Genomic DNA, 25219 nt, shown 5'->3' on the forward strand with positions numbered 1-25219 from the left:
AACAGCGTTGCGGATCGAGGCGCTTCCGGCGACTCCGATTCCGCCTCGCCTCTCACCCGCCGCCGGCTCAGGCAGGCACGCCGCACGTTCGTGACGGCGATGCGCGACGCGGGTGTCAGCCTACGCGACGTGCAGATGAGCACGGGCCACTCGGTTTCCATCCCTCCGCACCGGATGGCAGGACGCCCACCTCGGCCGGAACCCGCATTTGCATCGAGAAAGTCCAGCTCTTCTATTGCGCCCGGCCATCCGGGCAGGTCAAGATCACCCAAAGCAAGAGGTGGTCCGCGCTCCGAGCGTCACCAGCGCTCTTCTGCGCCTCGCTCGGTGGTCGCCGGATCCACGAGAGGAGTACGCGTGCAGGTTCACACACAGTCGACGATCCTCCGCTCCCGCAGGGCCCTTGCCGCCGCCGTGACGGCCGCGCTGGCCGGCTCGATCCTCACCGCTCCGGCGGTCTCCGCTGCCGCTCCCGAGGGGCCGGGACAGGGCAGCTGCAAGATCGCCGAGGACCCGTCCTGGTCGGGCTGGAGCAACCACGAGCAGGTCGGCGACCAGTTGGCGCAGATCGAGCGCACCAGCGGCGGCCGAGTGGACGTCGAGGTGGTCGGGCACTCGCCGGAGGGCCGGGAGCTGTTCACGGCCCGGGTCGGCACCGGCGACAAGGTGCTGCTGGTCACCAGCGCGATCCACGGCAACGAGCGGACCGGCACCGAGGCGCTGCTCGGGATCCTCAAGCGCCTCGGCAGTGCCGGCGACGCGCAGACCCGACAGGTCCTCAACGAGGTCACCCTCGTCGCCATGCCGATGGTCAACCCCGACGGCGGCGAACTCAACCGGCGCATGAACGTGCGGTCCTGGGACGAGACGGTCGCGGAGTTCCCGCAGCTGACCGGAGCTCCGCGCGCCTGGTACCACCGGCTCAACGGAGACGGCATCAACCTGCCCGGCTACGACCTGAACCGTGACTTCAACCCCGACCTCGACTACGTGCCGCGCGCCGCCGACCTGCCGGGCCGCGACACCGACGCCGGGTTCTTCCTGTCCCCCGAGTCGCGGGCCATCCGCGACGTCTACGTCGGCCTGCGCGAGGAGAAGGGCGCCGTCGACGCGTACATCGACCTGCACCACATGGGGCCGTGCGACCGGCTCACCGGCGGTGAGCAGGACGGCAACCTCATCTCCGTCTCGCTCGACTACCCGCCGCTGGGCGCGCAGGACGGCGCCGCGTACAAGGCGGCGTGGCCGGCGCTGGACCAGGACAAGTCCCGCCGCTACGCCCTCACCGTCGCCAACGGCATGACCGCGAAGTACGGCAACCAGTCGAAGCTCGCCGCCATCGGCCGGTACTACCACCCGGACACCCGGGAGTACGCGGGCCAGGGCCGCTCGGCGTTCGCCCTCAACGGCACCGGCACGGTGCTGTTCGAGGTGCGCGGCCAGCAGGACGACCTGGGCCAGAAGCAGCACGGCATGCTCGTGGAGAGCGTGCAGACCGGCGTGGAGTCACTGCTCAACGGCCTCGCCGACGGCACCGTCGACCGGGTCGACGGTGACGACTTCTTCGACCTGCCCGACTACGGCTGGGACACCACGAACGACTGACGATCCTCGACGGCTGGCGGCCCCCGGGGCAGGACCTCCGGGGGCCGCTGGCTGGCGACGGGAAGTAAGCGCGGTGCGGAGGTGGGCTGCGGCCTCGGGCAGGGACCAGCCGAGCGCCGCCTCGATCGGTTCCGACCCGAGGATCTGGTCGAGGAGCTGCCAGCCGAGCCAGTACCCGCACCGTCCGGGCAACTCGCCGGGACGGTCGACCGCGCCGCTGAACCACCGTCCGGAGACGTCGGTGCGGTCCAACTCCTGCAGCGCCCGACGCCGCAGCGTGGCCGCCATTCCCGCGCAACGGTCGATCCATGCCTTGGCGTCGGCCCTGAACCAGAGGTGCCCGCTCGGTGAGACCCCAGGCAACAACCGGGCTGTGGCGTGTACCGCGAGCCCTTCGCGGAAGAGGTCAGCGTCGACGCGGTCGAACGGCCAGTCGTGCGCGGAGCGGCGCATGTGCAGCAGATGGACCAGCTCGTGGAGGGCGAGCACGACATCGAAGGGCGGCTCCGGCATGTGTTCCACCCCGAGGAACAGGGTCGGTTCGTCCCGTACCGACCCTACCCAGCCGTTTGCCTGGCCGAGGCCCACCATGACGACGGCCTGGATCGGACGGTCGATGCCGACCTGTTCGGTGAGCAGTGTCGCAGCCTCCTGAACGGCGGCTTTCGCCCGTTGGGCCGCGGCACGCAGCTCGGCCCGCCGTGCGACCAGGCCGGGCAGCCGGTCCGGGGCCGCTCGGGGGTCGACCCAGGGTTCGACGGCTGCGAAGATCTCCGCGTTGGGCTCAACGACCTCGCGGCGCCAACGGTCGACGAGGCCGTCCACGTGCCCCCGGCCGGCAAAGCTGTCGAAGGCGGCCACCAGGTCCAGAACGTCCATCATGGCGTTGATGATGCCGTCTCATTGATGGCCGCCGCTCTCCGGCTCAGACGCGACCTCCACGAACCGAGCGACCCGCAGCAGGTCCAGCGCCCGGAAGTAGGCCGGGCCATCGTCGCTCCACACGCCGGGGCGGAGGTGCTCGTTGAGCGCATCTGCGGCAGTGGCGAGGAGCCGCCGCTGATCCGGCGTCAACCGTCCTCCCGCCGCCAGACAGGCACTGACGCAGGAATCCAGCCGCACCACGATCGGGTCGGGCGACGGCAGCAGGGCGGGCCGGCGTTCGCGTTGCCAGAACCGGAGCGCGTGCAGCGCCGCGCGCCGAGGCGCGCCGTACCAGTAACCGCGCACGTGGTGCGGATTCGGATCGTCCGGGTGCGGGCTGCGCTGGCCACGGCGCTTGGCCGAGCTGCGGGCGGTGGCGTAGCGGCGAAACTCGGCCCGCCTGGCGAGCCTGCTGGCGACGAGGGCATCGAGCGCGCGGAGCAGGGCCGCCTCGTCCTGTTGGAACGGTCCGGCCTGTTCCTCGAGGAAGCTCAGTGTGGCGTGGAAGCCGATCGGCCGATACAGCTGCACGCAGGAACGCAGCGCCGACACCCGGTGCCGATGGGGCAGAACGGGGTCGCGGACATGGCGGGCGTGGGCGCTGAAGCTCATCCAGGCGAGGTTAGCCGGGAAGGCTCGCCGGCCCGACGACCGTGGATCCTGGTCGACGGGCCGGCGACGGTGGCCGGTGCACCCCACCTGGCTGCCCGACCCGGCGTTCTACCGGCATGTCAGAGCCGAGCTGGCCTGCCTTCCGGAGTGCCCGTCAGCGCAGCGGGTCGAAGGGGCGCAGCTCCACGGGCTGGCCGCCGCCGGTGATCTGCTCGGCGAGCAGTTCGCCGGTGAGCGGGCCGAGGGTGATGCCCCACATGCCGTGGCCGCCGGCGGCGAAGACGCGCGGCGAGCGGGTCCGGCCGATCAGGGGCAGCCCGTCGGGGGTGCAGGGCCGAGAGCCCACCCACTCGTCGGCGCGGGCGTCGAGGTCGGCGCCCCGCAACAGCGGTCGTGCGGCCTCGGCGATGGCGGAGATGCGGCGACGGTCCAGCGGCGCCTCGGCGCGGCGGAACTCCATCATCCCGGCGACGCGCAGCCGGTCCCCCAGGGGCGTGCAGGCGACGCGCTGCGCGGGGAAGTAGACCGGGCCGGCCGGCATGTGCTCGATCGCGACGCTGAAGCTGTACCCGCGGCCGGCCTGCACGACGGTCCGGACGCCGAAGCGCCGGCCCAGCTCGCCGAGCCAGGTGCCGGTCGCCAACACCACCGCGTCGTAGCGTTCGTCCGTGCCGCCGGAGGTGACCACCCGGACGCCCGTGCCCTCGTCGCGGACGTCCACGACGTCGGCGCCGGCGACGATCGACGCGCCGCGGGCGCGCACGGAGTCGGCGAGGGCGTGCACGTACTGCCCGGGGTTGATGTACCGCTGGTCGTGCAGGCGGATGGCGGCGCCGACGTTGTCCGACAGCGACGGCTCCACCTCGCGCGCCTCGGCCCCGGTCAGGACGTCGAACTCGATCGCCTGGCCGGCGGAGTGGATGTGCGCCAGCTCGTCCAGCAGGACCGACCGCTCGGCCTCGGTCCGGTACGCGGCCATGAACGACTTCGCCTCGTGCGTCATCGCCCCGACCCCGCCGGCCGCCAGCGCGTCGAACGACTCCAGCGCACGCCGGTTCATCGGGATGAAGGCCCGCATCGCGGTGCGCCACTTCGACGGGGTGCTGTGCCGGGCGAAGCCGGTCAGGAACCGCAGGAGCCGCGCGTCCGCGCGCGGCGGCACGTAGACCGGCGACGACGGGCTCAGGACAGCGCGCAGCCCGTAGCGCAGCACCGCCGGCTCCGGCAGGGGAGTGGTGATGCCGGGGGTGAGCCAGCCGGCGTTGCCCCACGACGCGCCCGCCGCCACGCCCGTACGGTCGAGCACGGTGACCTGGACCCCCCGCTCCTGCAGGAACCAGGCGGTGGCCAGCCCGACCATCCCCGCGCCGACGACGGCGACGCGCTGGGGGGCGGGGGCGGACTCGATGGGGGACATCCGTTTCTCTCCTTCAGGGCAGCCGGGATCGCGCCCATCCTGTCCCCGACCCACGCGTACGTCATTGTTCTGTCAGGCCAAGGATCGTCCCGACGGTTGGCCGGAGCGAACAATGCCGGGGCACAATCTGGTCTTGACATCCTCCCCCGCCTAAGGGCGGGGGATTCCGACCCTCGCGGGTTGGGTTTCCTGGTTCATCGCAGACCGCACGGAAGGTTGCCCTTCGTGTCTGACGTCCGCTCCGCAGGCGTTTTGCGTCTCGGCCAGCCCGGCCGCGACGGCGATGTTCTTGGCGGCGTTGACGTCCCGGTCGTGCCGGGTGCCGCAACTCGGACATGTTCAGTGGCGTGTGCCGAGGGAGAGCTGGGCGAGCAGGTGCCCGCACGCCGAGCAGGTTTTCGACGACGGGTACCAGCGGTCCACGACGGTGAGGGTGCGGCCGTCGCGGTGGGCCTTGTAGGCGAGCAGGGTACGGAACTCGGCCCAGCCGGTACGCGAGATCGCTTTGGCCAGGGACCGGTTGCGGACCAGCGGTTCAGCACCGCCGCCTGCTCCGGCGTCGGGTACGCCCGACACCTGTACGCCGTCCGCACAGAACCAGCCCTACCAGAAAGGACAGACATGGCTGACAACGCGTCCGCCAATCCTCCCCGCTCTGAGGGACGAGGCATCCTGGCGGTGATCCGGTGATCACCGTGGCTGGCGTGGTGGACGCGGTCGGCGCCGCGTTGCTCAAGGTCGTCGTCCCCGCCGACGAGGCCGAGGTCCGCGACGTGACCCTCGCCGAGGTCGACGACGCCACGAGCGGCCAGAGCGGCGACCTCGTGCTCGGCCCGGGCATCGGCACACCGGACCAGGCGCTCGCCGTCGTCGCGCGCTACGCGGAGGCGGGGGCCGCCGGCCTCGTGCTCAAGCCTCCGCTGGCCGCGCACCCCGCCGTCACGGCGGCCGCCGCCGAGCGGCGGTTGACCCTGGTCGAGCTGCAGAGCCACGGTTCGTGGGCCCAGCTCGTCTGGCTGCTGCGCGGGGTGATCGACCGGGCCGTCGCGCCCGGCCCGGCCGACAGCGGGGAGACCGGGGTGTACGACGCGCTGTTCGCCCTCGCCGACGCGACCGCCGCCGTCGTCGACGCGCCGGTGACGATCGAGGACGCCCAGTCCCGGGTGCTGGCGTACTCGTCACGTCAGGACCGCGCCGACCCTGCGCGCGTCTCGACGATCGTCGGGCGGCGCGCCCCCGGCGACGTGGTCGCGCACTTCCGGTCCCGTGGCGTCTTCCGCAAGCTGGCGACGGGCAGCGAGTTGATCTTCGTGCCGCAGGGGCCCGACGGGACGCTGCCCCGGCTCATCATCCCGATCCGGGCCGGGGGCGAGCTGCTCGGCTCGATCTGGGCCGTCGTCGAGGGGCCGGTGCCCGCCGCGCGGCTGCGCGATCTCCAGGGCGCGGCGTCCGTGCTGGCGCTGCACCTGCTCCGCCTGCGGGTGCAGGCCGACGTCGCCCGCCGGGTGTCGGCCGACCGGCTCCGGGCCGCCCTACGGGCGCCCGGCCGGATGGGCCGGGAGGAGCTGGCGCTTCCCGAGGGCCCGTGGCGCGTCGTGGCGCTCGGCGCGCATGGCGGTACGGGGGAGACGGTGGACAACCTGGCCATGTGGGAGTCGATCACCCGCCGCCACGGGTGGCGCCAGCCGCTGATCGCGGACGTCGGCGACGTCCTGTTCGCCGTCCTGGTCGACGGCGGCGAGTCGCCCGGGTCCCGGCGCTGGATGGAGCGGCTGATCCGCGACATCGCCGTGCACGACCCGGGGCTGTACGCCGCGTCCGGGGGCGTCGCCAGGAACCTGACGGACCTGCCGCGCTCCCGGGCCGAGGCGGCGGAGCTGCTCGCGCTGCACGGCTCGGCCCGACAGCGGGGCCCGGTGCTGCGGTTCGAGGACCAGTGGGCGGAGGTGGTCGTGCACCGGGTGGTCCGCGCCGTGCCGAGCGCCGACCTGCTGGTCGGCGGCCCGCTGCCCGACCTCGTCGCCCATGATCGGCAGCACGGCACCGACTACGTCGCCACGATCGCGGCCTGGCTGGAGCAGCAGGGCGACCCGAAGAGGGCCGCCCGGCAGTTGCACGTGCACCCCAACACGCTCCGGTACCGCATGCGCCGCCTCGCCGAGGTCGTCGCCGTCGATCTGGAGTCGCCGCGCACGCGGCTGGCGTTGCAGATCCAGCTCGCGGCGCTGGGTCACGCGCCAGGCGCGCCCCACCCGACGACGTAGCGGCCCGCACCAGCCGCGCCCCCGCCGACGGCGTAGCGCCCGCGCCGACGGCACGGCCGAAAACGCCGTGCCGTCGCCCCCGCCGGATGGCCGGGCGGGGCGCCGTTACGGCTCGCTCACGGCCTCCCACCGCGCCGAATGGGCTGCGCGGCACGCTTTCAACGTCCTGGACTGGGCCTTTCGGCGCGACTTGTGCGGAGTGAGGTCGACCTCGACGGCCGGAAATCGGGAAGCCAATTGTCACTGCCGGTCGTTAGTCTGCCCGCGGACATCGCTGCGTACGTGACAGCGCGCGCCGGGCGGTACCCACCGGATCGGCGCCTGGCCAGCTCCCGCTGGCCCCAACGGGGATTCAGGAGACTTTGTGACACAGCAATCCATCGCGACCTCAGACAAACTCGACGGCGCGGTCCTCAAGGTGGCAGGGGTCGTCGTCCTCGGCGCGATCATGTCGATCCTCGACGTGACGGTCGTCAGCGTCGCCCTGCCGACCTTCCAGCGCGAATTCGACGCGACCTACGCCCAGGTCGCCTGGACGATGACCGCCTACACGCTCGCGTTGGCCACCGTGATCCCGCTCAGCGGCTGGGCCGCCGACCGGTTCGGCACCAAACGCCTCTACATGGTCGCGCTGGCCCTGTTCACGATCGGGTCCGTGCTGTGCGCCACGGCCGACACGATCGGGCAGCTGATCGGCTACCGCGTGCTGCAGGGCCTCGGCGGCGGCATGCTCATGCCGATCGGCATGACGATCATGACCCGGGCGGCCGGACCCCACCGGATCGGCCGGCTGATGGCCGTGCTCGGCATCCCGATGCTGCTCGGCCCCATCGGAGGCCCGATCCTCGGCGGCTGGTTGATCGACACGGCGAGCTGGCACTGGATCTTCCTGATCAACCTGCCGATCGGCGCCGTCGCGCTCGTCTACGCCGCGCTGGCGCTGCCGAAGGACGCCCCCGAGCCGTCCGAGTCGTTCGACTTCGTCGGCATGCTGATGCTCTCGCCAGGCCTCGCCCTGTTCCTCTACGGCGTCTCCACGCTGCCCGAGGCCGGCACCTTCGCCGACACCGAGGTGTGGGCGCCCATGCTGGTCGGCGGAGCGCTCGTCGTCGCGTTCGTCCTCTACTCCTTCAAGCCCCGGCACCCCCTGCTCGACCTGCGGCTGTTCGCCAACCGCAACCTGACCATCGCGTCGGTGACCATGTTCGTGTTCATCATCGCGTTCATGGGCGCCGGCATTCTGTTCCCGAGCTACTTCCTGCTGGTCCGCGGCGAGTCGACGCTGGCCGCCGGCCTGCTGATAGCGCCGCAGGGCATCGGCGCGATGATGACGATGCCGATCGCCGGGATGCTGGCCGACCGGGTGCCCGTCGGTCGCACCGTGCCGTTCGCGCTGGTGCTCATCGCCGCCGGGTTCTTCACCTTCACCCAGCTCGACGCGGACACGTCGTACTGGTTGCTCTGCGGGTCGCTGTTCGTCATGGGCCTCGGCATGGGCGGCACCATGATGCCGATCATGACCTCGGCGCTGAAGACCCTGAACGCCCAGGAGGTCGCCCGCGGTTCCACGCTGGTCAACATCCTCCAGCAGATCGGCGGATCCGTCGGCGCCGCGGTGATGTCGGTGATCCTCACCAACGAGCTGAACGGCTCGCGACCGATCCCCGGCATGACCGACCCGAGTGGCGAGCCGGTCACCGAAGCCGACGTTGCCACCGCCGTCCAGCAGCAGCCGGAGCTGGCCCAGCAGTTCCCCGTCGACCCGTCGCTCATCGACCGGGGCCTCGACTTCGCCGCCGGCGCGTTCGCGAACACGTTCTGGATCGGGTTCGCGCTGGTGGTGGCCACGTTCATTCCGGCCGCGTTCCTGCCCCGTCGGCGCGAGCCGTCGCACCTGCTCGACGACCAGCAGGGGGAGTCGGAGAAGGTTCCCGTCATGCTCCACTGATGCGCCGGGCGGGCCGTCGGGCACACCCCGGCGGCCCCGCCCGGTCCGTGGACTGCTGCGTGGTTGGATGGCGGGATGCAGTTCACCGTGACAGACGCGCCGGAGCGGGAGCGCTTCGAGGCGCGGGACGACACCGGCGCGCTGGCCGGTGTCGTCACCTACCAGCTGACGGGCAGCATCATCGCCTACACCCACACCAAGGTCGACCCGGAGTTCGAAGGCCAGGGAGTGGGATCGACCCTGGCCCGCGCGGTGATGGACGACGCCCGCGCCCGAGGCCGGACAGTGGTGCCCATCTGCCCGTTCCTCAGCGGATGGCTCGAAAAGCACCCCGAGTACGACGACATCGTGGTCCGGTCGACGCGCAAGGTGAAATAGCCGGAAGTGGTGACCGCGGCCCGTCGAGCGAGGCCGCGGGCTCGGGTCGGTTCCGGTGTGTCGCCTGACGGCTGCCGACGAGGCGTTTCCGGGGCGGGTCACGCGGTGACGGTTCCGAGACGGCGGGACGAGGACAGTGGTCCCGCGCCCGTCTGGCCCAGGCGGGCGACGCCGGAGTCGGCCGGCGTGTGTCGAGGACCCCGGGGTACGCCATGAGAAGACGCAGTGTTGTCGCCGGTATCGCCCTCGCCGTCTGCGTCAGCGTCGCCGGGCCGCCCGCCACGGCGACCGCTCACGGGCCCGCCGGTGAGCGCGGATCCGGCTGGCGCGGATTCGACTTCACCCGACCGGAGACCGTCGCCACCGGCCTCGAAGCGCCCTGGGGGCTGGACTTCCTGCCCGACGGCAGCGCGCTCGTCGCCGAGCGGAACAGCGGGCGGGTCCTGCGGGTACGCCGTGGGTCGGCCCCGCAGCAGGTCGCGCAGATCTCGGGGGTCGCCGCGACGGGCGAGGCCGGGCTGCTCGGGTTGGCCGTCTCGCCCCGCTACCGCACCGACGGTTACGTGTACGCGTACTTCACCTCCAGCGTCGACAACCGGATCGTCCGCTTCCGGCTCACCGCGCCGCAGGTCCAGCAGCCGATCCTCACCGGGCTCGCCCGGGCGGGCGCGCACAACGGCGGGCGCATCGCGTTCGGCCCCGACGGGATGCTCTACGCGGGCGTCGGCGATGCCGGACAGCCGGCCACCGCCCAGAACCTGTCGCACCGCAACGGGAAGATCCTGCGGATGCGGCCGGACGGCACCGTGCCGTGGAGCAATCCGACCGCCGGATCCCTGGTCTACAGCCTCGGCCACCGCAATGTGCAGGGCCTGGCCTGGGACTGGCGGGGCCAGCTCCACGCGACCGAGTTCGGTGCGAGCCGCCGGGACGAGGTCAACCGCATCACGCCCGGCGGCAACTACGGCTGGCCGGTGGTGGAGGGGGTGGCCGGCGACGCGCGTTTCCGCGACCCGATCGTGACGTGGACGCCCGCCGAGGCGTCGCCCAGCGGCGCGGTGATCGTGGGCAGGACGCTCTACGTCGCCGCCCTGCGCGGCGCCCGGCTGTGGGTCGTACCGCTCGACGGGGCCGGCGGCGCGGGCACGCCCACCGCGCAGCTCGTGGGCGCCTACGGCCGGCTGCGCACCGTCGCGTACGCACCGGACGGCTCCCTGTGGGTCACGACCAGCAACCGTGACGGCCGGGGCGTTCCCGCGGTGAACGACGACCGGATCCTGCGGTTCCCGCCGCGCTCCTGGTGGCGGTGACGCCCGCGCCTGACCCGGGCGCGCGGTGGCCATGGTCGGGGCGGCACACCGAGGACTCCCGGTGCGGACCTGCCCGGGCGGCGCCCGGTGCCTGTGGGACGATCGACGGGCGTCATGTCGACCGGTCCGTCCCGTGAGGCCGCTGCGCGCAGGCCGCTCGGCGGGGGTGTGCGCGGCACCTCTCGTATTCCTTGGAGAGCACGATGCCCCTCTCCCCGGCCAAGATCTTCGCCGCGTTGAACGCCGTGCGACCACCCGCCCGGCAGTCTCCGGTCCTGGGGAGGGCCGTCGTGGTCGGCGGCAGCGTCGCCGGGTTGCTGGCCGCCCGGGTGTTGTCCGACCACGCGGAGAGCGTCGTCGTCGTCGACCGGGACGACCTGCATCTGACCGGCGGTCGGCGGGGCGTGCCGCAGGGGACGCAGCTGCACGCGCTGCTGCCCGGTGGCTTCCTCCAGCTCGAACGCCTGTTTCCCGGCTTCCGCGAACAAGCGCTGGCCGAAGGGGCGATCGAGGCTCCCCCCGGGACCAGACGGGCCTACCTCGACGGTCGGCTGAAGGTGGTCGTACCCGACGACGCCGACAGCCTGGCGGGCACCCGACCGCTGCTGGAGAACCTGATCCGCCAGCGGGTGCTGCGACTGCCCAACGTCAAGACGGTCGTCGCCCGGGCCACGGGTCTCGTGCTCGACGGTGGCGCGGTCACCGGCGTCCGCTGCGACGTCGGCGGGGCGCCCGGCGTCGAGAGCGGTGACTTCGTGGTGGACGCCATGGGGCGTTCGAGCAGGCTGTCCGAGTGGCTGGAGCAGGCCGGCTGGGACCGCCCGGTGACGCGGCGGATGACCGTGAACCTGAACTACGCGACGGCCCTGTTCCGACGCCGGGAGACGGACCCCGACCTCACGGTTGTCATGGCGTTGCACACTCCGGGGACGTCGCCGGACGTGGCCGGTGCCGCGGTCTTCGCCGTCGAGGACGGCCGGTGGATGGCGATGATGGCCGGCTACGGCGACAGCCGCCCGGGCAGCACCGCCGAGGATTTCGTGCGGCGACTGCGGAACCAGTTCCCACCGGAGTTCGGCGCCGTCGCCGGGAACGAGATGCTCGGCGACGTCGTGACCTACCGCCATGCCGACAGCCGGCGGCGGGAGTTCCACGCGCTCAAGCGGTTCCCGGCCCGGCTGGTGAGCGTCGGCGATGCGGTCGCGTCGTTCAACCCGGTCTACGGCCAGGGGATGACGGCGGCGGCCCTGCACGCGGCCTGTCTGTCGGTGTACCTGCGCTCACGGCCGGATCTGGGCCTGCCCGCGCGCCGGTTCTTCGACTGGCAGAAGGTCGTGGTCGACGCCGCGTGGTCGACGTCCACCTCCGCCGACCTGGCCCTGCCGCACGTCGACGGGCCCTACCCGCGCGGCCACCGGTTCTCCAGTTGGATCAGCCGGCAGATCGTCACGGCGACCGTCACGGACGTGGCTGTCGCGCGGCGGTTCAACGAGGTCGTCTCCATGCGCGCGCATCCGAGGTCGCTGGCCACCCCCGGCCTGGTGCTGGCCGCCCTGCGCGCCAACCGCCGGGTGCCCTGACCGCACCCACCGCCGGATGCCCCACGCCCACCGCCGGGTGCCCTGACCGCGCCACCGGCAGGTAGCCCGGCCGCACCTCCCCACCGTTCCGGCTCGGCGCGGGGTGCGGGCGGGTCCTACGGTGGGGCCTTCGCCGCCGACCGAGGGAGAGACCGTTGTCACCGTCGTACCGCCCGCTCCGATGGAGCCTCGCCGGAGCGGGCCTGAGCCTGGCCCTCGGGCTCGCCGCCTGCGCCGGGCCTCGGGCGGAGCCGCCGGATCGGCCCGCACCGCAGGTCGAGGTGAGCCAGGAGACCCTACGGGGCAAGGGCGGTCGACCGGGGCAGGAGGGCCCGGACCCGGTCTGGTCGGTGTCGGTCGACCGCCTCGGCCAGCAGTTGGCGCAGACCGGCCAGGTGATCGTCGTGCCCGACGAGCGGGAACTCCGGGCGGTGGACCGGTCCACGGGGCAGGAACGGTGGCGCCATCCGTTCCCGACGAGCTACCAGTACGCGGTCGCCGACGGTCTGATCGTCGCCAGCGCCAGCAACGGAGGGCCGCTGGAAGTGCTCGACGCGGCCACCGGCGCCACCCGCTGGCGGGCCGAGGACACCCAGGACGTCATCGTCCAGCAGCAGGTCGTCTACAACAGGGAGTGTGTGGGCACAGGGCAGTCGGCGAAGTGTGTGGTCATCGCCCGGGACGTTCGGGACGGCCGCCAGCTCTGGAAACTGCCCGCCGATCGGTTCGCCCGGGTGACCGACGTGGCGCTCGGTGCGCGTATGCCGTACGCCCCGCCCACCGGGCGGTACGTCGCGGTGCGGCTGAGCGCGTCTGCCGGCACCTATACGGCAGTCACGACCACCACCGGCAAGGCTGGGGCCGGGCGGTTGCCGAGCCGGGCCTGGTACGGCTTCGTCGCGGGCGACCTGCTGGTGACCACCGACAACGATCCGCCCCGGGGTGATCGGCAGTGCACCGTCAGCATCGCCACCGTCAACGCGGCAACCGGTGCCAGAGGTTGGTCCGGCGAGGTCTTCAGCGGGCGAAACGCGGACGGCGAGTGCGTCAGGCGGTTGACGCACCATCGAAGCGGGCTGGTCCTGATCGGGGCCGGCACCAGGCTCGTCGCGGTCAGCGCGACCGGCCGGCCGCAGGTGGTCGACCTGCGCAACGGCAGGGCGGAGTGGGAGGGTGCCACCTCCGGCGTGCCGATCGACGGGGACGACCGGTCGGTGCTGGTGCGGCGCAACGCCGACGAGGGTGAGCTGGAACTGCTCGACATGGCCACCGGCGCCTCGCGGTGGACCGCGCCGGATCCGGGGCTCTCCGGAGGGTCGGCGAGTTGGCGGTCGACCGTGACCGGACGGCTCGTTGCGGTCAGCGGCGCGACGGACGACCAGCCGTTCGTGATCGTCTACGACGTGCCGACCGGCCGCCAGCTCGGCCGCTACCCCGGTTGGCTCGCTGGTGCCGGGGACGACTGGGTCGCGGTGAGCCATTCCGGGGGATCGGAAGGAATCACCCTGGACCTGCACCGATTCTGAACCGGCCCGCCCGACCGGCCGCGTTCGCTCAAGCGGCAGGCCGTGTCACCGTCGTAACGTCTCACCTGAGCGTCCCGGCAGGATCGTGGGCGTTCAGCTGCCGGTCGGCGTGGTCGAGCAAGGGGAAGAGGCTGTGCGGCAGCCGCTGGGGCGCCGGACGCGTCAGCGGCTGCGGATCATGATCGTCTATTTGACGTTTGCGCGACGGCCCCCCGCAGCGCCGCCAACTTGTCGAAGCGGTGCTACTACGGCGCCTCGATCGTCCAGTCCAGGTGGCCGCCGGTCTCGACGACCGGGCGGTAACGCCGCATGTAGGGATCGCCAGTCTCCAACGACCTCGCCACACCCTCCAAGAGCTCCGCGATCGACGCGGGCCAACCGTCGAAGCCGGTGCCCTCCTCGGGATAGAACTCACCCACCCTGCCATGCCCGCCGGGACGCACGTCGACCAGCAGACAGCCGCCGTCGCCCGCCGTCGCGAACGGCACGAAAGCCCGGTGCCACCAGTCATCATCCATTGGTCCGCCCGCCAGGACGGAACACGTCACCTCCCAGTCGCCCACTATCTCGTCGAGTGGCAGCGGTCGGAAGAACGGTGGCAGATCAAAGCCGTCAAGGGCCGCGACCCCGTCATGCCGCCGCAGCGACGCCACCAGATCAGCCGGGAAGGCGACCGACATCCTTGCCTGTAGCGCGGCGATCCGCTCCGGTGGCGCGGGCGGCCGCAGCGAAGCCCTCGTGCGGGGCGCGTGCGTCGCCAGCCATTTCTCGATGCGTTTCCAGGCGGCGTTGACCCGGGCGGTGGTTGCCGCGTCGGGCTCGGTGGCGACCACGGTCCCGGCATTTTGCGGGCAGACCGAGGCGGCCGAAGGCCGGGACGGCACGCCCGCATGGCCCGTGCTGGGTACAACGCGCCCGGACGGCACCGGCCGGCGTTCGGAAGCCACCGGACCCGGGTCGATGGACCCGATCGCGTCGTCGACGCTTCTGCCCGCCGGTCTCAGGTTGGTGACGGCGCAGAGCAGCAGCACCAGCAGGAGAAAAACCGCGACCAGGGCGATCAGCAGCCGCTTGCCGATGACCGTCGAGCGTGGCGCTTCTTCATCGCGCCCCGCCGCCGGCACCGCGTCATCGGGCCCCTCGGCCGCGGCAGGCCGGGAGGGCGCGTCCTGGGCAGCCGCCGCCGTACCGCCGGTCGCCTCCAGCAACGGGGCGAGCCAGCCTGCCGCCTCCGCGCGAAACCGCTGAGGCTGGTCAGCGGCGCCGTCGGGAATCCGGCCGGCCAGCCTGACCGGCAATCCTGAGAGGTCGTCGCCGTCGCCGTCGCCGATGGCGATGACGGAGGCGGGGAGGCCACGGCTGGCGAGCGCATCGAGCGCGAGCGTAGTGTGATTGACCGAGTCCGCTCCAGAGTCGGTCACCACGACGACCGGTGCCTGCAGCGCCCAGGCCAGGTCTGCGAGGGTCCAGCCATCGCGACCCAGTGGAACGAGGAGGCCGTGGGCTGCGCTCACCAGGACCAGGTCATGGTTCCGCGCCAAGGCTCGGGTGATCCCGACGAGGTCGTCGGGCCGTAACGCGCCCGCCCCACCGGCGTGCACCTCGACGTACGTTGCGAGGCTTTCCCTCAGCAGTTGGGAGGGGGCGCTGCCGTCATGTTTGCGTTCGGCGACATGAAGCACCGCCACCCGCGCCTTCGACGTCGCGGAAATGGCCGCCGCGGCCACCTCCCAGCTCGCATTCGTCGAGGTAGCGGCAACTATCCACGCACCAGCGCCCGGCCAGGACAAGGACCCTCCCCATGATCACGTCGAGCCTACCGGCCCGCCCTCCGTGGTGGAGCCCGCCCAACCGATCAAGATCTCGTGGCTTGGCCGCCACCACGGCCCCAAGCCCTTCAGTACGTCGGACGGATACGTCGCCGCGTTGGACCTACGACGTGACCGACCGGGCGGGGAACGCCTGCGGTGTGATCTCCGTTGCCTCCCGGCCCGCGGGGGAATGAGATCGCCGGATGGGGATTTGGAGCCAGTTATGACTTCTGCACAGTCCCCACGGCCGCGGGCCGACCGGTCGGAGACGATCCGATGACCTCCACCGTCGAGGCTCCCGCCGCCACCGTGGCCGCGGTGACTCCGGGTGACCTGATGAACACCCGGCAACGCCTGCGGCTCGTCCTCGTGCTCGGGTCGCTGATCGCGGTGGGTCCGCTGACCATCGACATGTACCTGCCCGCGCTGCCCGCGCTCGTCACGGACTTCCAGACCACGTCGGCGGCGGTCCAGCTCACCCTCACCGGCACGCTGGCGGGCCTCGCCGTCGGCCAGTTGCTGATCGGCCCGCTGTCGGACGCCGTCGGGCGGCGCGTGCCGCTGATCGCCGGTATCGCGCTGCACATCGTGGCGTCGGTGCTCTGCGTTTTCGCCCCGAACATCGCGGTGCTCGGCGTGTTGCGGGTGGTGCAGGGCCTGGGTGTGGCGGCGGCCTCGGTGGTCGCGATGGCCGTGGTCCGCGACCTGTTCAGCGGCGCGGCGTTCGCCACGTTGCTCTCCCGGTTGCTGCTGGTCATGGGGGCGGCCCCCATCCTCGCCCCGACCCTCGGTGGCGGGCTGCTGCGCTGGACGGACTGGCGTGGCATCTTCATCGCCCTGGCCGCCCTCGGGGCGGTCCTCGTCGTGGTCGCCGCGCTCGGGCTGCGCGAGACGCTGCCGGCGGAGCGGCGCCGGCGCGGTGGCGTGGTCGCGACGGCCGCCCTGTACGGCTCCCTGCTGCGCGACCGCACGTTCGTGGGCCTCGTGCTGGTCGCCGGGCTGGCCATGGCGGCGTTGTTCGCCTACGTGTCCGGGTCGTCGTTCGTCCTGCAGGAGCAGTACGGGCTGGACGAGCAGCAGTTCGGGCTGGCCTTCGGCGCGGGCGCGGTCGGGCTGATCGCGGCGACCCAGTTCAACGTACGGCTGCTGCGCCGTTATTCGCCGCAGCGGATCCTGGTCGTCGCCCTGGCGGTGGGGACCGGGGCCGGACTGGCGCTGCTCGCCGTCGCCGCAACCGGGTTCGGCGGGCTGCCGAGCCTGCTGGTGTCGTTGTGGGTGGTGCTCGCCGCGGCGGGCCTGGCGATGCCGAACGCGCCGGCCCTGGCCCTGTCCCGGCACGGGGAAGCGGCCGGCACGGCCTCGGCGCTGCTCGGCGCGGTGCAGTTCGGCGTCGGCGCGCTGGCCGCGCCGCTGGTGGGCGTGCTGGGCACGGGCGCGGTCGCCATGGCCCTCGTCGTCGCGGGTGGCATGGTGGCGGCGACGGCCGTCCTGCTCCTGGTGGTGCGGCCGTCCCGGCTCGCCGCGCTCGAGCCGGCGGCGGTGGCCGTGGCGGCGCACTGAGGAAACGGGCTCCCGTGACCGTGCGGGGCGGCCGCCCCGCCGCCCGGCACGGTCACGGACCCTTCAGACCGCCGTCCCGCAGCACCGCGTCGGTCCGGTCGAGCAGCGACGAGAGGGCGTCACTGGCCCTGGCGATGCTGTCGCTCGATGCCATGAAGAGCTCGCCGTCCTCCTCGTCCAGCGAGCGTTCGCACTCCTGACTGCCCTTTCCCGCTTGCTCGATGAACCTGTGCCAGAGCGCCTGACCCTGAGCGTCGGGCACGCATCAGGGCTCACCGATGAGCCGGCACCCGTCATGTCCCCGTGGCGGCGCGCCGGTCCAGGGCACGCAGGAGGTTGGCGCCGAGGACGTCGTCGCGTTCGGCGGCGGAGAGTTCGTCGAGACCGGCCGGGTGCAGGGTCTGCGCGAACGACACGTGATCGAGGCTGGGTGGGAAGTCCGAACCCCAGTACAGCCGCCGGGTGCCGAAGTCCGTCACGAGCAGCTCGACGAACGGTCGTGCCGCGTCGTGCGGGTAGCCGTGGGAGGGCTCGCTGACGGCGTACAGCCCGGAGATCTTGACGCCGACGTGGGGTAGCCGCGCCAGGTGGGTGAGGGGCGTGAGGATCTCCCGCGCCTCGTCGCCGGTGGGGACCACGGGCTGCGCGCCGGGCAGCCCCAGGTGGCTGAACAGGATCGTGCACCCGTCGAGGGCGGCGAGGGCCGGGCCGAGCCGGTCGGTCGCGGCGGGTGTGGCGTTCAGGCTGAGCAGCGCGGCGGCGTTGTTCAACGCCGCGGTGTGGCGTGCCAGCCAGTCGGTGAAGCGGTCCGCCGAGGTCGGGTCCGGCAGGTAGGCGGCGATGCCCACGAAGCCCGCCGACCACCAGCGGTCGAGCGATTCCTCGTCGGCTGGCCCATCTGCTGGGACGTAGGCGACCGGCGCGATCCAGTCGTGCGCGGCGGCGAGGGCGGCCAGATGGCGGTTGTTCCCGGCGAAGCCCGCCTCGCCTTCGTAACCGATCACCAGCGCCCGGCTGATGTCGTGTTCGCGTCGTAGGCCTTGGTAGACGGCCAGTTCGTCGCCGCCGGCGGGGGAGCGGCCGTAGCGGCCGGGGTAGCCGGCGGCGAACAGGTGCAGGTGGGCGTCGGCACGTTGCATGCTTCGGACCCTAACTCAAATTTCGCCTGGCCATTGACGCGGAGACACCCCTGACTTAGGTTCTTGTCTCAATTAGGTCCGGATTACGTTGGCGCGAGCGAGGAGTGAGCCGGGTGACGCTGCCAGGCGACGAGGTTGATGAGCTGGTACGGCTGCGGCGTCAGCTCCACCAGCACCCCGAGCTGCGGTTCACGGAGCGGCAGACCGCGGCTACTCTGGAGCACCGGCTTGGGCCGCTCGGCCGGATTCGCACCGGAATTGCCGGCACCGGCGTGGTCCTGGAGGTCGACGGTGGCGCCCCGGGCCCGACCGTCCTTCTTCGGGCCGATATGGACGCCTATCCCGTGCAGGACAGCAAGCAGGAGCCGTACGCCTCCCGCAACCCGGGCGTGTGTCACGCGTGCGGGCACGACGTGCACATGACCGTCGCCTACGGGGTCGCCGCCCGGCTTGCCGCGAACCCACCCGCCCGCGGCGCGGTGACCGTGCTGTTCCAGCCGGCCGAGGAGATCCCGTTCGGCGCCGAGTCGGGGGCCGCCGCGGTCCTGGCCGACGAGGCGTTCCGCGACCGCCGCTTCGACGCCGTGCTCGGACTGCACTGCTGGCCCGACCTGCCCGCGGGAGCGGTGGGGATCGACCGGGCGACCGCGATGGCGGCCAAGGACGCGTTCCGCGTCGAGGTGCTCGGCCGGGCCGCGCACGCCGCCACCCCGGCGTTGGGCCGGGACGCCATCCTCGGCCTGACCGCCATGGTGTCCACGTTGCACGCCGCCGTCTCCCGGTCCCGCAACCCCGACGAACTGGTCGCCTTCAACATCGGCACGATCGCCGGGGGAGCGAGCCAGAGCCAGGTCGCCGAGCGGGCCGAGGCGACCGGGACGCTGCGCACCCACGACCCCGCCGTCCGGGAGCGGCTGAAGGAGGTCATCGAACGCGTCGCCCGCCAGCAGGCCGCCGCGCTCGATCTCGGCGTACGGTTCGCCTGGGCCAACGAGATGCCGCCGGTGCGCAACGCCCCGGAGGTGGTGGCTCTCGCGCACGCCGAACTGCCCGGGCACGTCGACGTCGTCGACCTGCCGGTACCGCCCCTGACCACGGACGACTTCGCCCTGCTGGGCGCGCTCGGCCCGAGCCTGTACGTCAAGCTCGGGGTCACCGGCGAACGCGGTGGCGCGCCGCTGCACTCCGGCGCGTTCGACGTCGACGAGCGGTGCCTCGCGACGGGGGTCGCCGCCCTGGAGCGACTCACCCGGGCGGTCCTCGACGGTCGGCTGGCGGCGGACGCACCGGCGCCGGGCGCCGCGGCGGCGCCGGCCGAGAGGGTGAACCGGTGAGCGCCGGGCCGCGGGTGGCCGTGGTCGGGGCGGGCGCGTTCGGCGCCCGGCACGTCGCCGCGTACCGGTCGCTCGGTGTCCGGGTGGACGCGCTGGTCGACCCGGACGCCGCCACCCGGGAGCGGGTCGCCGCCGAGCACGGCATCCCGCGTACGTTCGATTCCGTCGCGGCCCTGCTCGCGCAGGCGCCGCCGGATGCCGCCTCCGTGTGCGTGCCCGGGCCGGCGCACCGCGCCGTCGCGGTCGCGCTGATCGCCGCCGGGGTTCCCGTGCTGGTCGAGAAGCCGCTGGCCGCGACGGTCGCCGACGCCACCGCGATCGTCGAGGCCGCCGAGGCGCACGGGGTGCTCTGCCAGCCGGGGCACATCCTGCGGCACAGCCCCGCCCACCGGGCCCTGCACGACGCGGTCCGCGAGGGCCGCCTGGGCCGGGTGCTGGCCGTCTCCTCGCGCCGGGACCGCCCCCGTTCCCTGACCCGGCTCTTCCCGAACGACCATCCCGCACTGCTGACCGCGGTGCACGACATCGACCTGGCGCTGTGGTACGCGGCGGCGCCGGTGGTCGAGGTGCGCGCGGCGGCCCGGACCCGACCGGGGTCGGCGACGCCGGTCCTGGTGTGGGCGGAGCTTCGGCACGCCAACGACGTCGTGTCGTCGATCCGCAACAGCTATCTCCTGCCCGAACACACCCCCAACCACACCTCGGACCTGGTCGAGGTGTACGGCACCGACGGGGTCGGTCACGTCGACCTCGGACATCCCACGGTGCTGGTGCAGGCCGAGCCGACCGAGGCGCCGGACTGGCTGCTCTCCCCGGTCGACGGCGGCGGCGCGCTCGCCGCCGAACTTCGGCACTTCCTCCGCCAGGTCGACGGCAGCGACGCGTCCCCGGTCGTTCCCCTGGCCGACGGACTGCACGTGGTCCAGATCGCCGCCGCCGTGGTCGACAGCGCCGCCGCCGACGGCGCTGTCCGCCGAATCCCTCATCCCCCTCGCTGACAGGAGCTTCTGCCGATGAATCGACGTAGATTGGCCGGTCTCGTCGCCGCTGGCGTGGCCGCCGCCGCGCTGCTGACCGGTTGCGGTGGCGACGACGCCGCGGGCGGCCCGGTCACCCTGAAGGTGCTGACCTGGGAGCCTGGTGGCACCGAGTACTGGAAGCAGGTCAAGACCAGCTTCGAGGCCAGCCACCCGGACATCAAGCTCGAGATGCAGTCGGTGCCCTTCGACAAGTACCCCGAGGTGCAGGGCCCGTACATCACCTCGCAGTCCGGGCCGGACGTGATGGCCAACAACGCCGGCCTGGAGCTGTTCGACCGGCGCGGTGCGTACGTTCCGCTGGGCGACAAGGCCGCGGAGATCAACAAGGACCTGGTCACCTACAGCGGCGCCTGCGAGGGCTTCGACACCAGCAAGCCCTGCTACGGCGTGCCCTTCTCCTACCAGGGCAACGTCCTCTACTACAACAAGGACGTGCTGAAGGCCGCCGGGCTCGACCCGGAGCGGCCCCCGGCGACCTGGGACGAGTTCGGCGCGGCCTGCGACGCGGTCGCCAAGACCGGGAAGACCTGCCTGGCCCTGGGCCTGTCCGGCACCTTCCCGGCCTACTGGGACTTCCCCGAGATCGCCCGCAGCTACCTCAGCGAGGACGACATCCGCGGGTTGCTCGCGGGCACGCTGTCCTGGAAGGACCCGAAGCTGGTCTCGGTGCTGGAGAAGCTGGCCGAGATCACCACCAAGGGCTGGGCGAACAAGAACGCGCCGTCGATCACGATGCTCCCCGACGGGGCGGACATCTTCCAGCGCGGCGGCGCCGCCTTCGCCGGGACGATCATCTCCGACGCGGTGAACTGGGAGGCGTTCGGCAAGGCCCTCGGCGACGACAAGCTCGGCGTGACCCGCTGGCCGGCGGCCAACCCGACGGCGCCGCTGGCGCAGAAGTTCTCCGGCATCGAGGGCGCCGTCTACGGGGTGACCAAGTGGAGCGAGAAGAAGGACGCCGGCCTGGCCTTCATCACCTGGCTCGCCGGTAAGGAGAACGGCGAGCTGTGGGTCAAGCACGCCAAGGGCCAGCCGCTGAACAAGAACGTCGACAAGGCGCTGCTGCCCTCCTCGCCGGCCTTCCAGAAGATCCAGGAGCTGGTGGCGGATCCGACCCTGCACGCCGGCGTGATGCTCTCCGGCCCGGAGGCCGACGCGCTGGCCCGCGGCTGGCAGCAGGTCACCCTCGGCCAGCTCACCGTCGACAAGTGGGCCGAGCAGATGCAGCAGGCCCTGGAGCGCAGCCCGACGAAGAAGCAGAACAAGTAGTCGCACCGGGCGGGGTGGCCCCGGCCGCCCCGCCCGGCCCGCCCGGAGAGAGGAAACCCGATGACCATCTCCACCGCGCCGGTGTCGGAGCCGGTGGTCGCGGACCGCCCGCCCGAGCCCGCACGCCGTCCGGTCCGCGCCGCGCGGGTCCGGGAGTGGTGGCTGGGCGCCGCCCTGGTGCTGCCGGCGCTGGCCCTGGCCGTCACGTTCAAGTTCGTGCCCCTCGGCCGGGGCGTGGTCACCAGCCTCGAATCGTCGAGCGGCTTCGGTGACAGTTCGTTCGCCGGCGCGGACAACTACACCCGGATGCTCGACGACCCGGTGGTGCGCTCCAGTTTCCGCAACGCGCTGCTCGTGGTGGCGACGCTGCCGATCTGGGTGGTGCTGCCGCTGGTCCTGGCGGTGGTCATCCACCAGCGCGCCCCGGGCTGGAAGTTCTTCCGCGCCGTGTACTTCATCCCGTACACCATCGCGCCGATCGTCGTCGGCATCATGTTCCGGCAGATCCTCGCCCCGGACGGGCCGCTCAACGCCTTCCTGCGCTCGGTCGGGCTGGAGCCCCTGGCCATCGAGTGGCTCAACGGCCGCTACAGCGCCCTGTTCTCGCTGGTCGCGGTGGCCCTGTGGAGCCTGTTCGGCCTGGGCGTGATGACCTACCTCGCCGGCCTGGCCACCATCCCCGACGAGGTCCTCGAGGCCGCCTACCTCGACGGGGCGAACTTCTGGCGGCGACTGTTCTCGGTGGTCGTGCCGATGCTCCGGCCCACCGTCGCCTACTGGAGCGTGCTGTGCGCCTCCGGCGTGCTGATCTGGCTGTTCCCGCTGATCTACGCGCTGACCCAGGGCGGGCCGGGGGACGCCACCATGCTCCCCGAGTACCTGGTCTTCCTCACCACCTTCCAGTTCCTGGACCGGGGGTACGGCTCCGCCATCGGCATCGCCCTGTTCGTCTTCGTCGCCCTGCTGTCGATCCTCAGCGTGCGGCACATGTTCACAGAGGGGACGCGGAAGCCGCGATGAACCGACGTGCCACCGCCCGGCTGGGGCGTTACCTGTTGACCTTCGCGCTGGTGGTCGTCGCGGTCGCGGCGGTCTACCCGCTGCTGTTCACCATCGTCAGCTCGCTGAAGACGCAGACGGGCTTCGCGCGGGACCCGCTGGGCCTGCCCGCCGGGGTGACCCTGGAGAACTACCTCGAGGCGTTCCGCCGCATGGACATGCCGCGGCTGCTGCTGAACTCCCTGATCACCACCGCCGGTGGGCTGGTGCTGTCGGTGCTGGCCGCGCTGCTGGTCGCGTACGCGGTGACCAAGCTGCGTTTCCGGGGCGGCAAGCTGGTCTTCCTGCTGATCATCGTCACGCTGACCATCCCCAGCCAGGCGATCATCTACCCGCTGTACCAGACCGTGCTGGACCTGGGCATGTCCGGGCAGTACCAGGGCCTGATCCTGGCGTACGCGGCGTTCGGCCTGCCGCTGGGCACGTACCAGCTGGCCGGTTACTTCCAGCAGGTGCCCGACGAGCTGATCGAGGCGGCCAGGGTGGACGGGGCGGGCCACTTCACCATCCTGTTCCGCCTGCTGGCGCCGATCGCGACGCCGGCGCTGGCCGCGCTGGCCATCTTCAACTTCGTCTGGATGTGGAACGACCTGCTGCTGCCCCTGGTCATCATGGGCGGCTCGGACAGCAAGACATTGATGGTCGGCGTCTCCCTGCTCAGCGGCCAGTACGACGTGTCGGTGCCGCTGGTCAGCGCCGGTCTGATCGTTGCGCTGCTGCCGGTGCTGATCATCTATCTGGTCTTCCAGCGGCAGTTGGTGGCCGGCGCGCTGGCCGGCTCCGGCAAGTGAGCCCGCCGGTGGGGGCTCCCGGTGCGGGCGCGCCCGGGGCGGCCGGGCCGGGGGAGTCCGGGCCCGGGGTCCAGCTGTGCCACCTCTACCGGCTGCGCCCCGGGGCGGAGGAGGAGTACGAGCGCCGGCACGCCGAGATCTGGCCGGAGATGTCGGCGTTGCTCGACGACGCCGGCATCTACGACTACCACATCTACCGGCACGGGCTGCTGCTGATCTGCGTGCTGCGGACCCGGCACGGTTACCCGCAAGCCCGACGGGTCACCGGCGCGTCCGCCGTGCAGGCCCGCTGGACCCGGTCCCTGGCGCACCTGTTCGCCGAGATCGCCGACGCCGACGGCGAACCGCTGTGGGCGTACCCGGTCTTCCACCACGCGGGCCGTCCCGCGGGATGCTGAGCGCGGCGTCGCGCACCCCCGTGGCCCAGCGGACCGTTCCGCCGGGCCACGGGGGTGAGCACTCAGACCGCGTAGGCGACCGAGCCGTCGGCGCGCAGCGGGATGCGGGTCAACGGGCGGCCGGTCAGATCGAGCGGGGTGGCGTCGGTGAGGTCCAGCGTCACGCCCAGTCCCGGTTCCTGCGGCACCGGCAGGAAACCGCCCTGCCGCCGTACGCAGGCACGCGCGGGCCCGTCGGCGAGCTGGTCGTCCAGGGGCGAGTACTCCTGCACCACGAAGTTCGGGATGGCCGCGTCCAGGTGCACCGAGGCCATGGTCAGCAACGGGCCGAGGCAGTTGTGGCTCACCACGGCGGCGTGGTGGGCCTCGGCCAGTGCGGCGATCTTGCGGGCGTGGCTGATCCCGCCGGCCAGCCCCAGGTCGGGGCGGACGTACTGGGCGCCGCCCTGGGCGAGCAGCTCCTTGAACTCCCAGATGGTGTGCAGGCGTTCGCCGTTGGCCATCGGCACCCCCGCCGCGCGGCGGGCGACGTCGGCCTGGCTGCTGACGCTGTCGATCTGGATCGGGTCCTCCACCAGCAGCGGCAGGTGCCTGGCCAGCGCGGGCACGACCGCCTCGGCCTGCAGCGGCGTGAGCTTGCGGTGCAGCTCGATGAGCAGGTCCACGTCGGCGCCGACGGTGTCGCGGACCGCGGCGGTGGTGGCCTCGGTGGCGGCGACCAGCCGGGCCAGCGACAGGTCGGCGTAGTCGGCCGGCAGCGGGTCGAACTTGACCGCCGTGAAGCCGTCGGCCACGGCTGCCGCCGCCTGTGCGGCCAGCGCCTCCGCCCCGGTGCCGGGCAGCAGCAGGTGCAGTCGGATCCGGTCGCGCACCCGGCCGCCGAGCAGTTGCCAGACCGGAACCCCGAGGCGCTTGCCGAGCAGGTCCCACAGGGCCAGGTCGACCGCGGAGACGGCGGCGGAGAGCACCGAGCCCCGGAACGGTCCCATCCGGTAGAGGTGGTGCCAGTGGTGCTCGATCCGGGAGGGGTCGGCGCCGAGCAGGTGCGGGCGGAACGCCTCCACGACGGCGTGCACCGCGGTGGGGTAGCCCCAGCAGGCGGACTGGCCCACGCCGACCAGCCCGTCCGATGTGTGCACCTGGACGAAGTGCGCGTCGCCCAGCACCACCGACTCGACGGCGGTGATCTCCATACCTGCCTCCAAATAAGAGACCAATAACGGCCAGAAACTTGCTCCTGCACTCTTCCATAGC

At 72.4% G+C, this 25219-nt stretch carries 21 protein-coding genes and 2 pseudogenes; 14 read left to right on the plus strand and 9 right to left on the minus strand.

Features of this window, described 5'->3' with window-relative positions:
• Positions 1-357: 357 nt before the first annotated feature.
• Positions 358-1605 carry a M14 family zinc carboxypeptidase gene (locus ACFY23_RS11215; RefSeq protein WP_350678916.1) on the plus strand — a complete coding sequence of 416 codons (1248 nt, stop codon included), beginning with the start codon at positions 358-360 and terminating at the stop codon, positions 1603-1605.
• Here ACFY23_RS11215 and ACFY23_RS11220 read toward each other — a convergent pair.
• From ACFY23_RS11220 to ACFY23_RS11240, 5 genes and pseudogenes are all read right to left on the minus strand, one after another.
• Complete coding sequence (locus ACFY23_RS11220) at positions 1507-2487, minus strand: hypothetical protein (protein ID WP_350678918.1); 981 nt, start codon at positions 2485-2487, stop codon at positions 1507-1509. The two genes, ACFY23_RS11215 and ACFY23_RS11220, sit on opposite strands and share 99 nt — an antisense overlap.
• 18 nt (positions 2488-2505) lie before the next feature.
• Positions 2506-3141, minus strand: a complete 636-nt coding sequence (locus ACFY23_RS11225) for a hypothetical protein (RefSeq protein WP_350678920.1) — start codon at positions 3139-3141, stop codon at positions 2506-2508.
• A 154-nt stretch (positions 3142-3295) separates the two neighbouring features.
• Positions 3296-4558 (minus strand): FAD-dependent oxidoreductase, encoded by a 1263-nt coding sequence (locus tag ACFY23_RS11230; protein WP_350678922.1) that lies wholly within the window; start codon positions 4556-4558, stop codon positions 3296-3298.
• A 150-nt stretch (positions 4559-4708) separates the two neighbouring features.
• Positions 4709-5134: pseudogene (locus ACFY23_RS11235) on the minus strand (RNA-guided endonuclease InsQ/TnpB family protein).
• A pseudogene (locus tag ACFY23_RS11240) lies at positions 5113-5229 on the minus strand (hypothetical protein); the annotation flags it as partial. The pseudogenes ACFY23_RS11235 and ACFY23_RS11240, both read right to left, overlap by 22 nt.
• A gap of 15 nt (positions 5230-5244) precedes the next feature.
• Between ACFY23_RS11240 and ACFY23_RS11245 the strand changes: the two are divergent.
• The 6 genes from ACFY23_RS11245 (at position 5245) to ACFY23_RS11270 (ending at position 13564) form a co-directional block, all read left to right on the plus strand.
• The gene (locus tag ACFY23_RS11245; protein WP_350678924.1) at positions 5245-6822 is read left to right on the plus strand and encodes a helix-turn-helix domain-containing protein; all 1578 of its coding nucleotides are present in this window, start codon (positions 5245-5247) and stop codon (positions 6820-6822) included.
• A gap of 364 nt (positions 6823-7186) precedes the next feature.
• Complete coding sequence (locus ACFY23_RS11250) at positions 7187-8770, plus strand: DHA2 family efflux MFS transporter permease subunit (RefSeq protein ID WP_350678926.1); 1584 nt, start codon at positions 7187-7189, stop codon at positions 8768-8770.
• A 63-nt stretch (positions 8771-8833) separates the two neighbouring features.
• Positions 8834-9148 carry a GNAT family N-acetyltransferase gene (locus ACFY23_RS11255; protein ID WP_350678928.1) on the plus strand — a complete coding sequence of 105 codons (315 nt, stop codon included), beginning with the start codon at positions 8834-8836 and terminating at the stop codon, positions 9146-9148.
• Positions 9149-9360: 212 nt separating this feature from the next.
• Positions 9361-10458 carry a PQQ-dependent sugar dehydrogenase gene (locus ACFY23_RS11260; RefSeq protein WP_350678930.1) on the plus strand — a complete coding sequence of 366 codons (1098 nt, stop codon included), beginning with the start codon at positions 9361-9363 and terminating at the stop codon, positions 10456-10458.
• 203 nt (positions 10459-10661) lie between these two features.
• Complete coding sequence (locus tag ACFY23_RS11265) at positions 10662-12038, plus strand: FAD-dependent monooxygenase (RefSeq protein WP_350678932.1); 1377 nt, start codon at positions 10662-10664, stop codon at positions 12036-12038.
• A gap of 281 nt (positions 12039-12319) precedes the next feature.
• Entirely contained in the window at positions 12320-13564 is a 1245-nt protein-coding gene (locus ACFY23_RS11270; protein WP_350678934.1) for a PQQ-binding-like beta-propeller repeat protein, read from the plus strand.
• Positions 13565-13809: 245 nt separating this feature from the next.
• On the opposite strand, the gene ACFY23_RS11275 is transcribed toward ACFY23_RS11270, so the two are convergent.
• Complete coding sequence (locus ACFY23_RS11275; RefSeq protein ID WP_350678936.1) at positions 13810-15291, minus strand: SMI1/KNR4 family protein; 1482 nt, start codon at positions 15289-15291, stop codon at positions 13810-13812.
• A gap of 420 nt (positions 15292-15711) precedes the next feature.
• On the opposite strand from ACFY23_RS11275, the gene ACFY23_RS11280 reads away from it, so the two are divergent.
• Positions 15712-16935, plus strand: coding sequence for a multidrug effflux MFS transporter (locus tag ACFY23_RS11280; RefSeq protein WP_387038483.1), 1224 nt, complete (start codon positions 15712-15714; stop codon positions 16933-16935).
• Between the two features lie 52 nt (positions 16936-16987).
• On the opposite strand, the gene ACFY23_RS11285 is transcribed toward ACFY23_RS11280, so the two are convergent.
• Positions 16988-17197 carry a hypothetical protein gene (locus ACFY23_RS11285; protein WP_350678940.1) on the minus strand — a complete coding sequence of 70 codons (210 nt, stop codon included), beginning with the start codon at positions 17195-17197 and terminating at the stop codon, positions 16988-16990.
• Positions 17198-17228: 31 nt separating this feature from the next.
• Positions 17229-18074 carry an amidohydrolase family protein gene (locus ACFY23_RS11290; protein WP_350678942.1) on the minus strand — a complete coding sequence of 282 codons (846 nt, stop codon included), beginning with the start codon at positions 18072-18074 and terminating at the stop codon, positions 17229-17231.
• Between the two features lie 113 nt (positions 18075-18187).
• Here ACFY23_RS11290 and ACFY23_RS11295 point away from each other — a divergent pair, with 113 nt between their 5' ends.
• Genes ACFY23_RS11295 through ACFY23_RS11320 form a run of 6 tightly spaced genes read left to right on the plus strand, consistent with a single transcriptional unit; the run spans position 18188 to position 23965 of the window.
• Positions 18188-19408 (plus strand): M20 family metallopeptidase, encoded by a 1221-nt coding sequence (locus ACFY23_RS11295; protein ID WP_350678944.1) that lies wholly within the window; start codon positions 18188-18190, stop codon positions 19406-19408.
• Positions 19405-20406, plus strand: a complete 1002-nt coding sequence (locus ACFY23_RS11300; RefSeq protein WP_350678946.1) for a Gfo/Idh/MocA family oxidoreductase — start codon at positions 19405-19407, stop codon at positions 20404-20406. Before ACFY23_RS11295 ends, ACFY23_RS11300 begins: the two co-directional genes overlap by 4 nt.
• 15 nt (positions 20407-20421) lie before the next feature.
• Positions 20422-21717, plus strand: a complete 1296-nt coding sequence (locus tag ACFY23_RS11305; protein ID WP_350678948.1) for an extracellular solute-binding protein — start codon at positions 20422-20424, stop codon at positions 21715-21717.
• 60 nt (positions 21718-21777) lie between these two features.
• Entirely contained in the window at positions 21778-22737 is a 960-nt protein-coding gene (locus ACFY23_RS11310; protein WP_350678950.1) for a sugar ABC transporter permease, read from the plus strand.
• Positions 22734-23567 carry a carbohydrate ABC transporter permease gene (locus ACFY23_RS11315; RefSeq protein ID WP_350678952.1) on the plus strand — a complete coding sequence of 278 codons (834 nt, stop codon included), beginning with the start codon at positions 22734-22736 and terminating at the stop codon, positions 23565-23567. The genes ACFY23_RS11310 and ACFY23_RS11315 overlap by 4 nt, the downstream gene beginning before the upstream one ends.
• A gap of 8 nt (positions 23568-23575) precedes the next feature.
• Positions 23576-23965, plus strand: a complete 390-nt coding sequence (locus ACFY23_RS11320) for an L-rhamnose mutarotase (RefSeq protein ID WP_350678954.1) — start codon at positions 23576-23578, stop codon at positions 23963-23965.
• A gap of 62 nt (positions 23966-24027) precedes the next feature.
• Here ACFY23_RS11320 and ACFY23_RS11325 read toward each other — a convergent pair whose 3' ends face one another.
• Complete coding sequence (locus ACFY23_RS11325; RefSeq protein WP_350678956.1) at positions 24028-25158, minus strand: mandelate racemase/muconate lactonizing enzyme family protein; 1131 nt, start codon at positions 25156-25158, stop codon at positions 24028-24030.
• Positions 25159-25219: the final 61 nt, after the last annotated feature.

This window comes from Micromonospora sp. NPDC000121 (assembly GCF_042899165.1).
In the GTDB taxonomy this organism is placed as follows: Bacteria; Actinomycetota; Actinomycetes; order Mycobacteriales; family Micromonosporaceae; genus Micromonospora.

Coding starts and splice junctions, on each gene's coding strand:
- ACFY23_RS11290 (WP_350678942.1), bottom strand. CDS start 18,074: ATGCAACGTGCCGACGCCCACCTGCACCTGTTCGCCGCCGGCTACCCC.
- ACFY23_RS11230 (WP_350678922.1), bottom strand. CDS start 4,558: ATGTCCCCCATCGAGTCCGCCCCCGCCCCCCAGCGCGTCGCCGTCGTC.
- ACFY23_RS11305 (WP_350678948.1), top strand. CDS start 20,422: ATGAATCGACGTAGATTGGCCGGTCTCGTCGCCGCTGGCGTGGCCGCC.
- ACFY23_RS11280 (WP_387038483.1), top strand. CDS start 15,712: ATGAACACCCGGCAACGCCTGCGGCTCGTCCTCGTGCTCGGGTCGCTG.
- ACFY23_RS11265 (WP_350678932.1), top strand. CDS start 10,662: ATGCCCCTCTCCCCGGCCAAGATCTTCGCCGCGTTGAACGCCGTGCGA.
- ACFY23_RS11310 (WP_350678950.1), top strand. CDS start 21,778: ATGACCATCTCCACCGCGCCGGTGTCGGAGCCGGTGGTCGCGGACCGC.
- ACFY23_RS11220 (WP_350678918.1), bottom strand. CDS start 2,487: ATGATGGACGTTCTGGACCTGGTGGCCGCCTTCGACAGCTTTGCCGGC.
- ACFY23_RS11225 (WP_350678920.1), bottom strand. CDS start 3,141: ATGAGCTTCAGCGCCCACGCCCGCCATGTCCGCGACCCCGTTCTGCCC.
- ACFY23_RS11260 (WP_350678930.1), top strand. CDS start 9,361: ATGAGAAGACGCAGTGTTGTCGCCGGTATCGCCCTCGCCGTCTGCGTC.
- ACFY23_RS11325 (WP_350678956.1), bottom strand. CDS start 25,158: ATGGAGATCACCGCCGTCGAGTCGGTGGTGCTGGGCGACGCGCACTTC.
- ACFY23_RS11315 (WP_350678952.1), top strand. CDS start 22,734: ATGAACCGACGTGCCACCGCCCGGCTGGGGCGTTACCTGTTGACCTTC.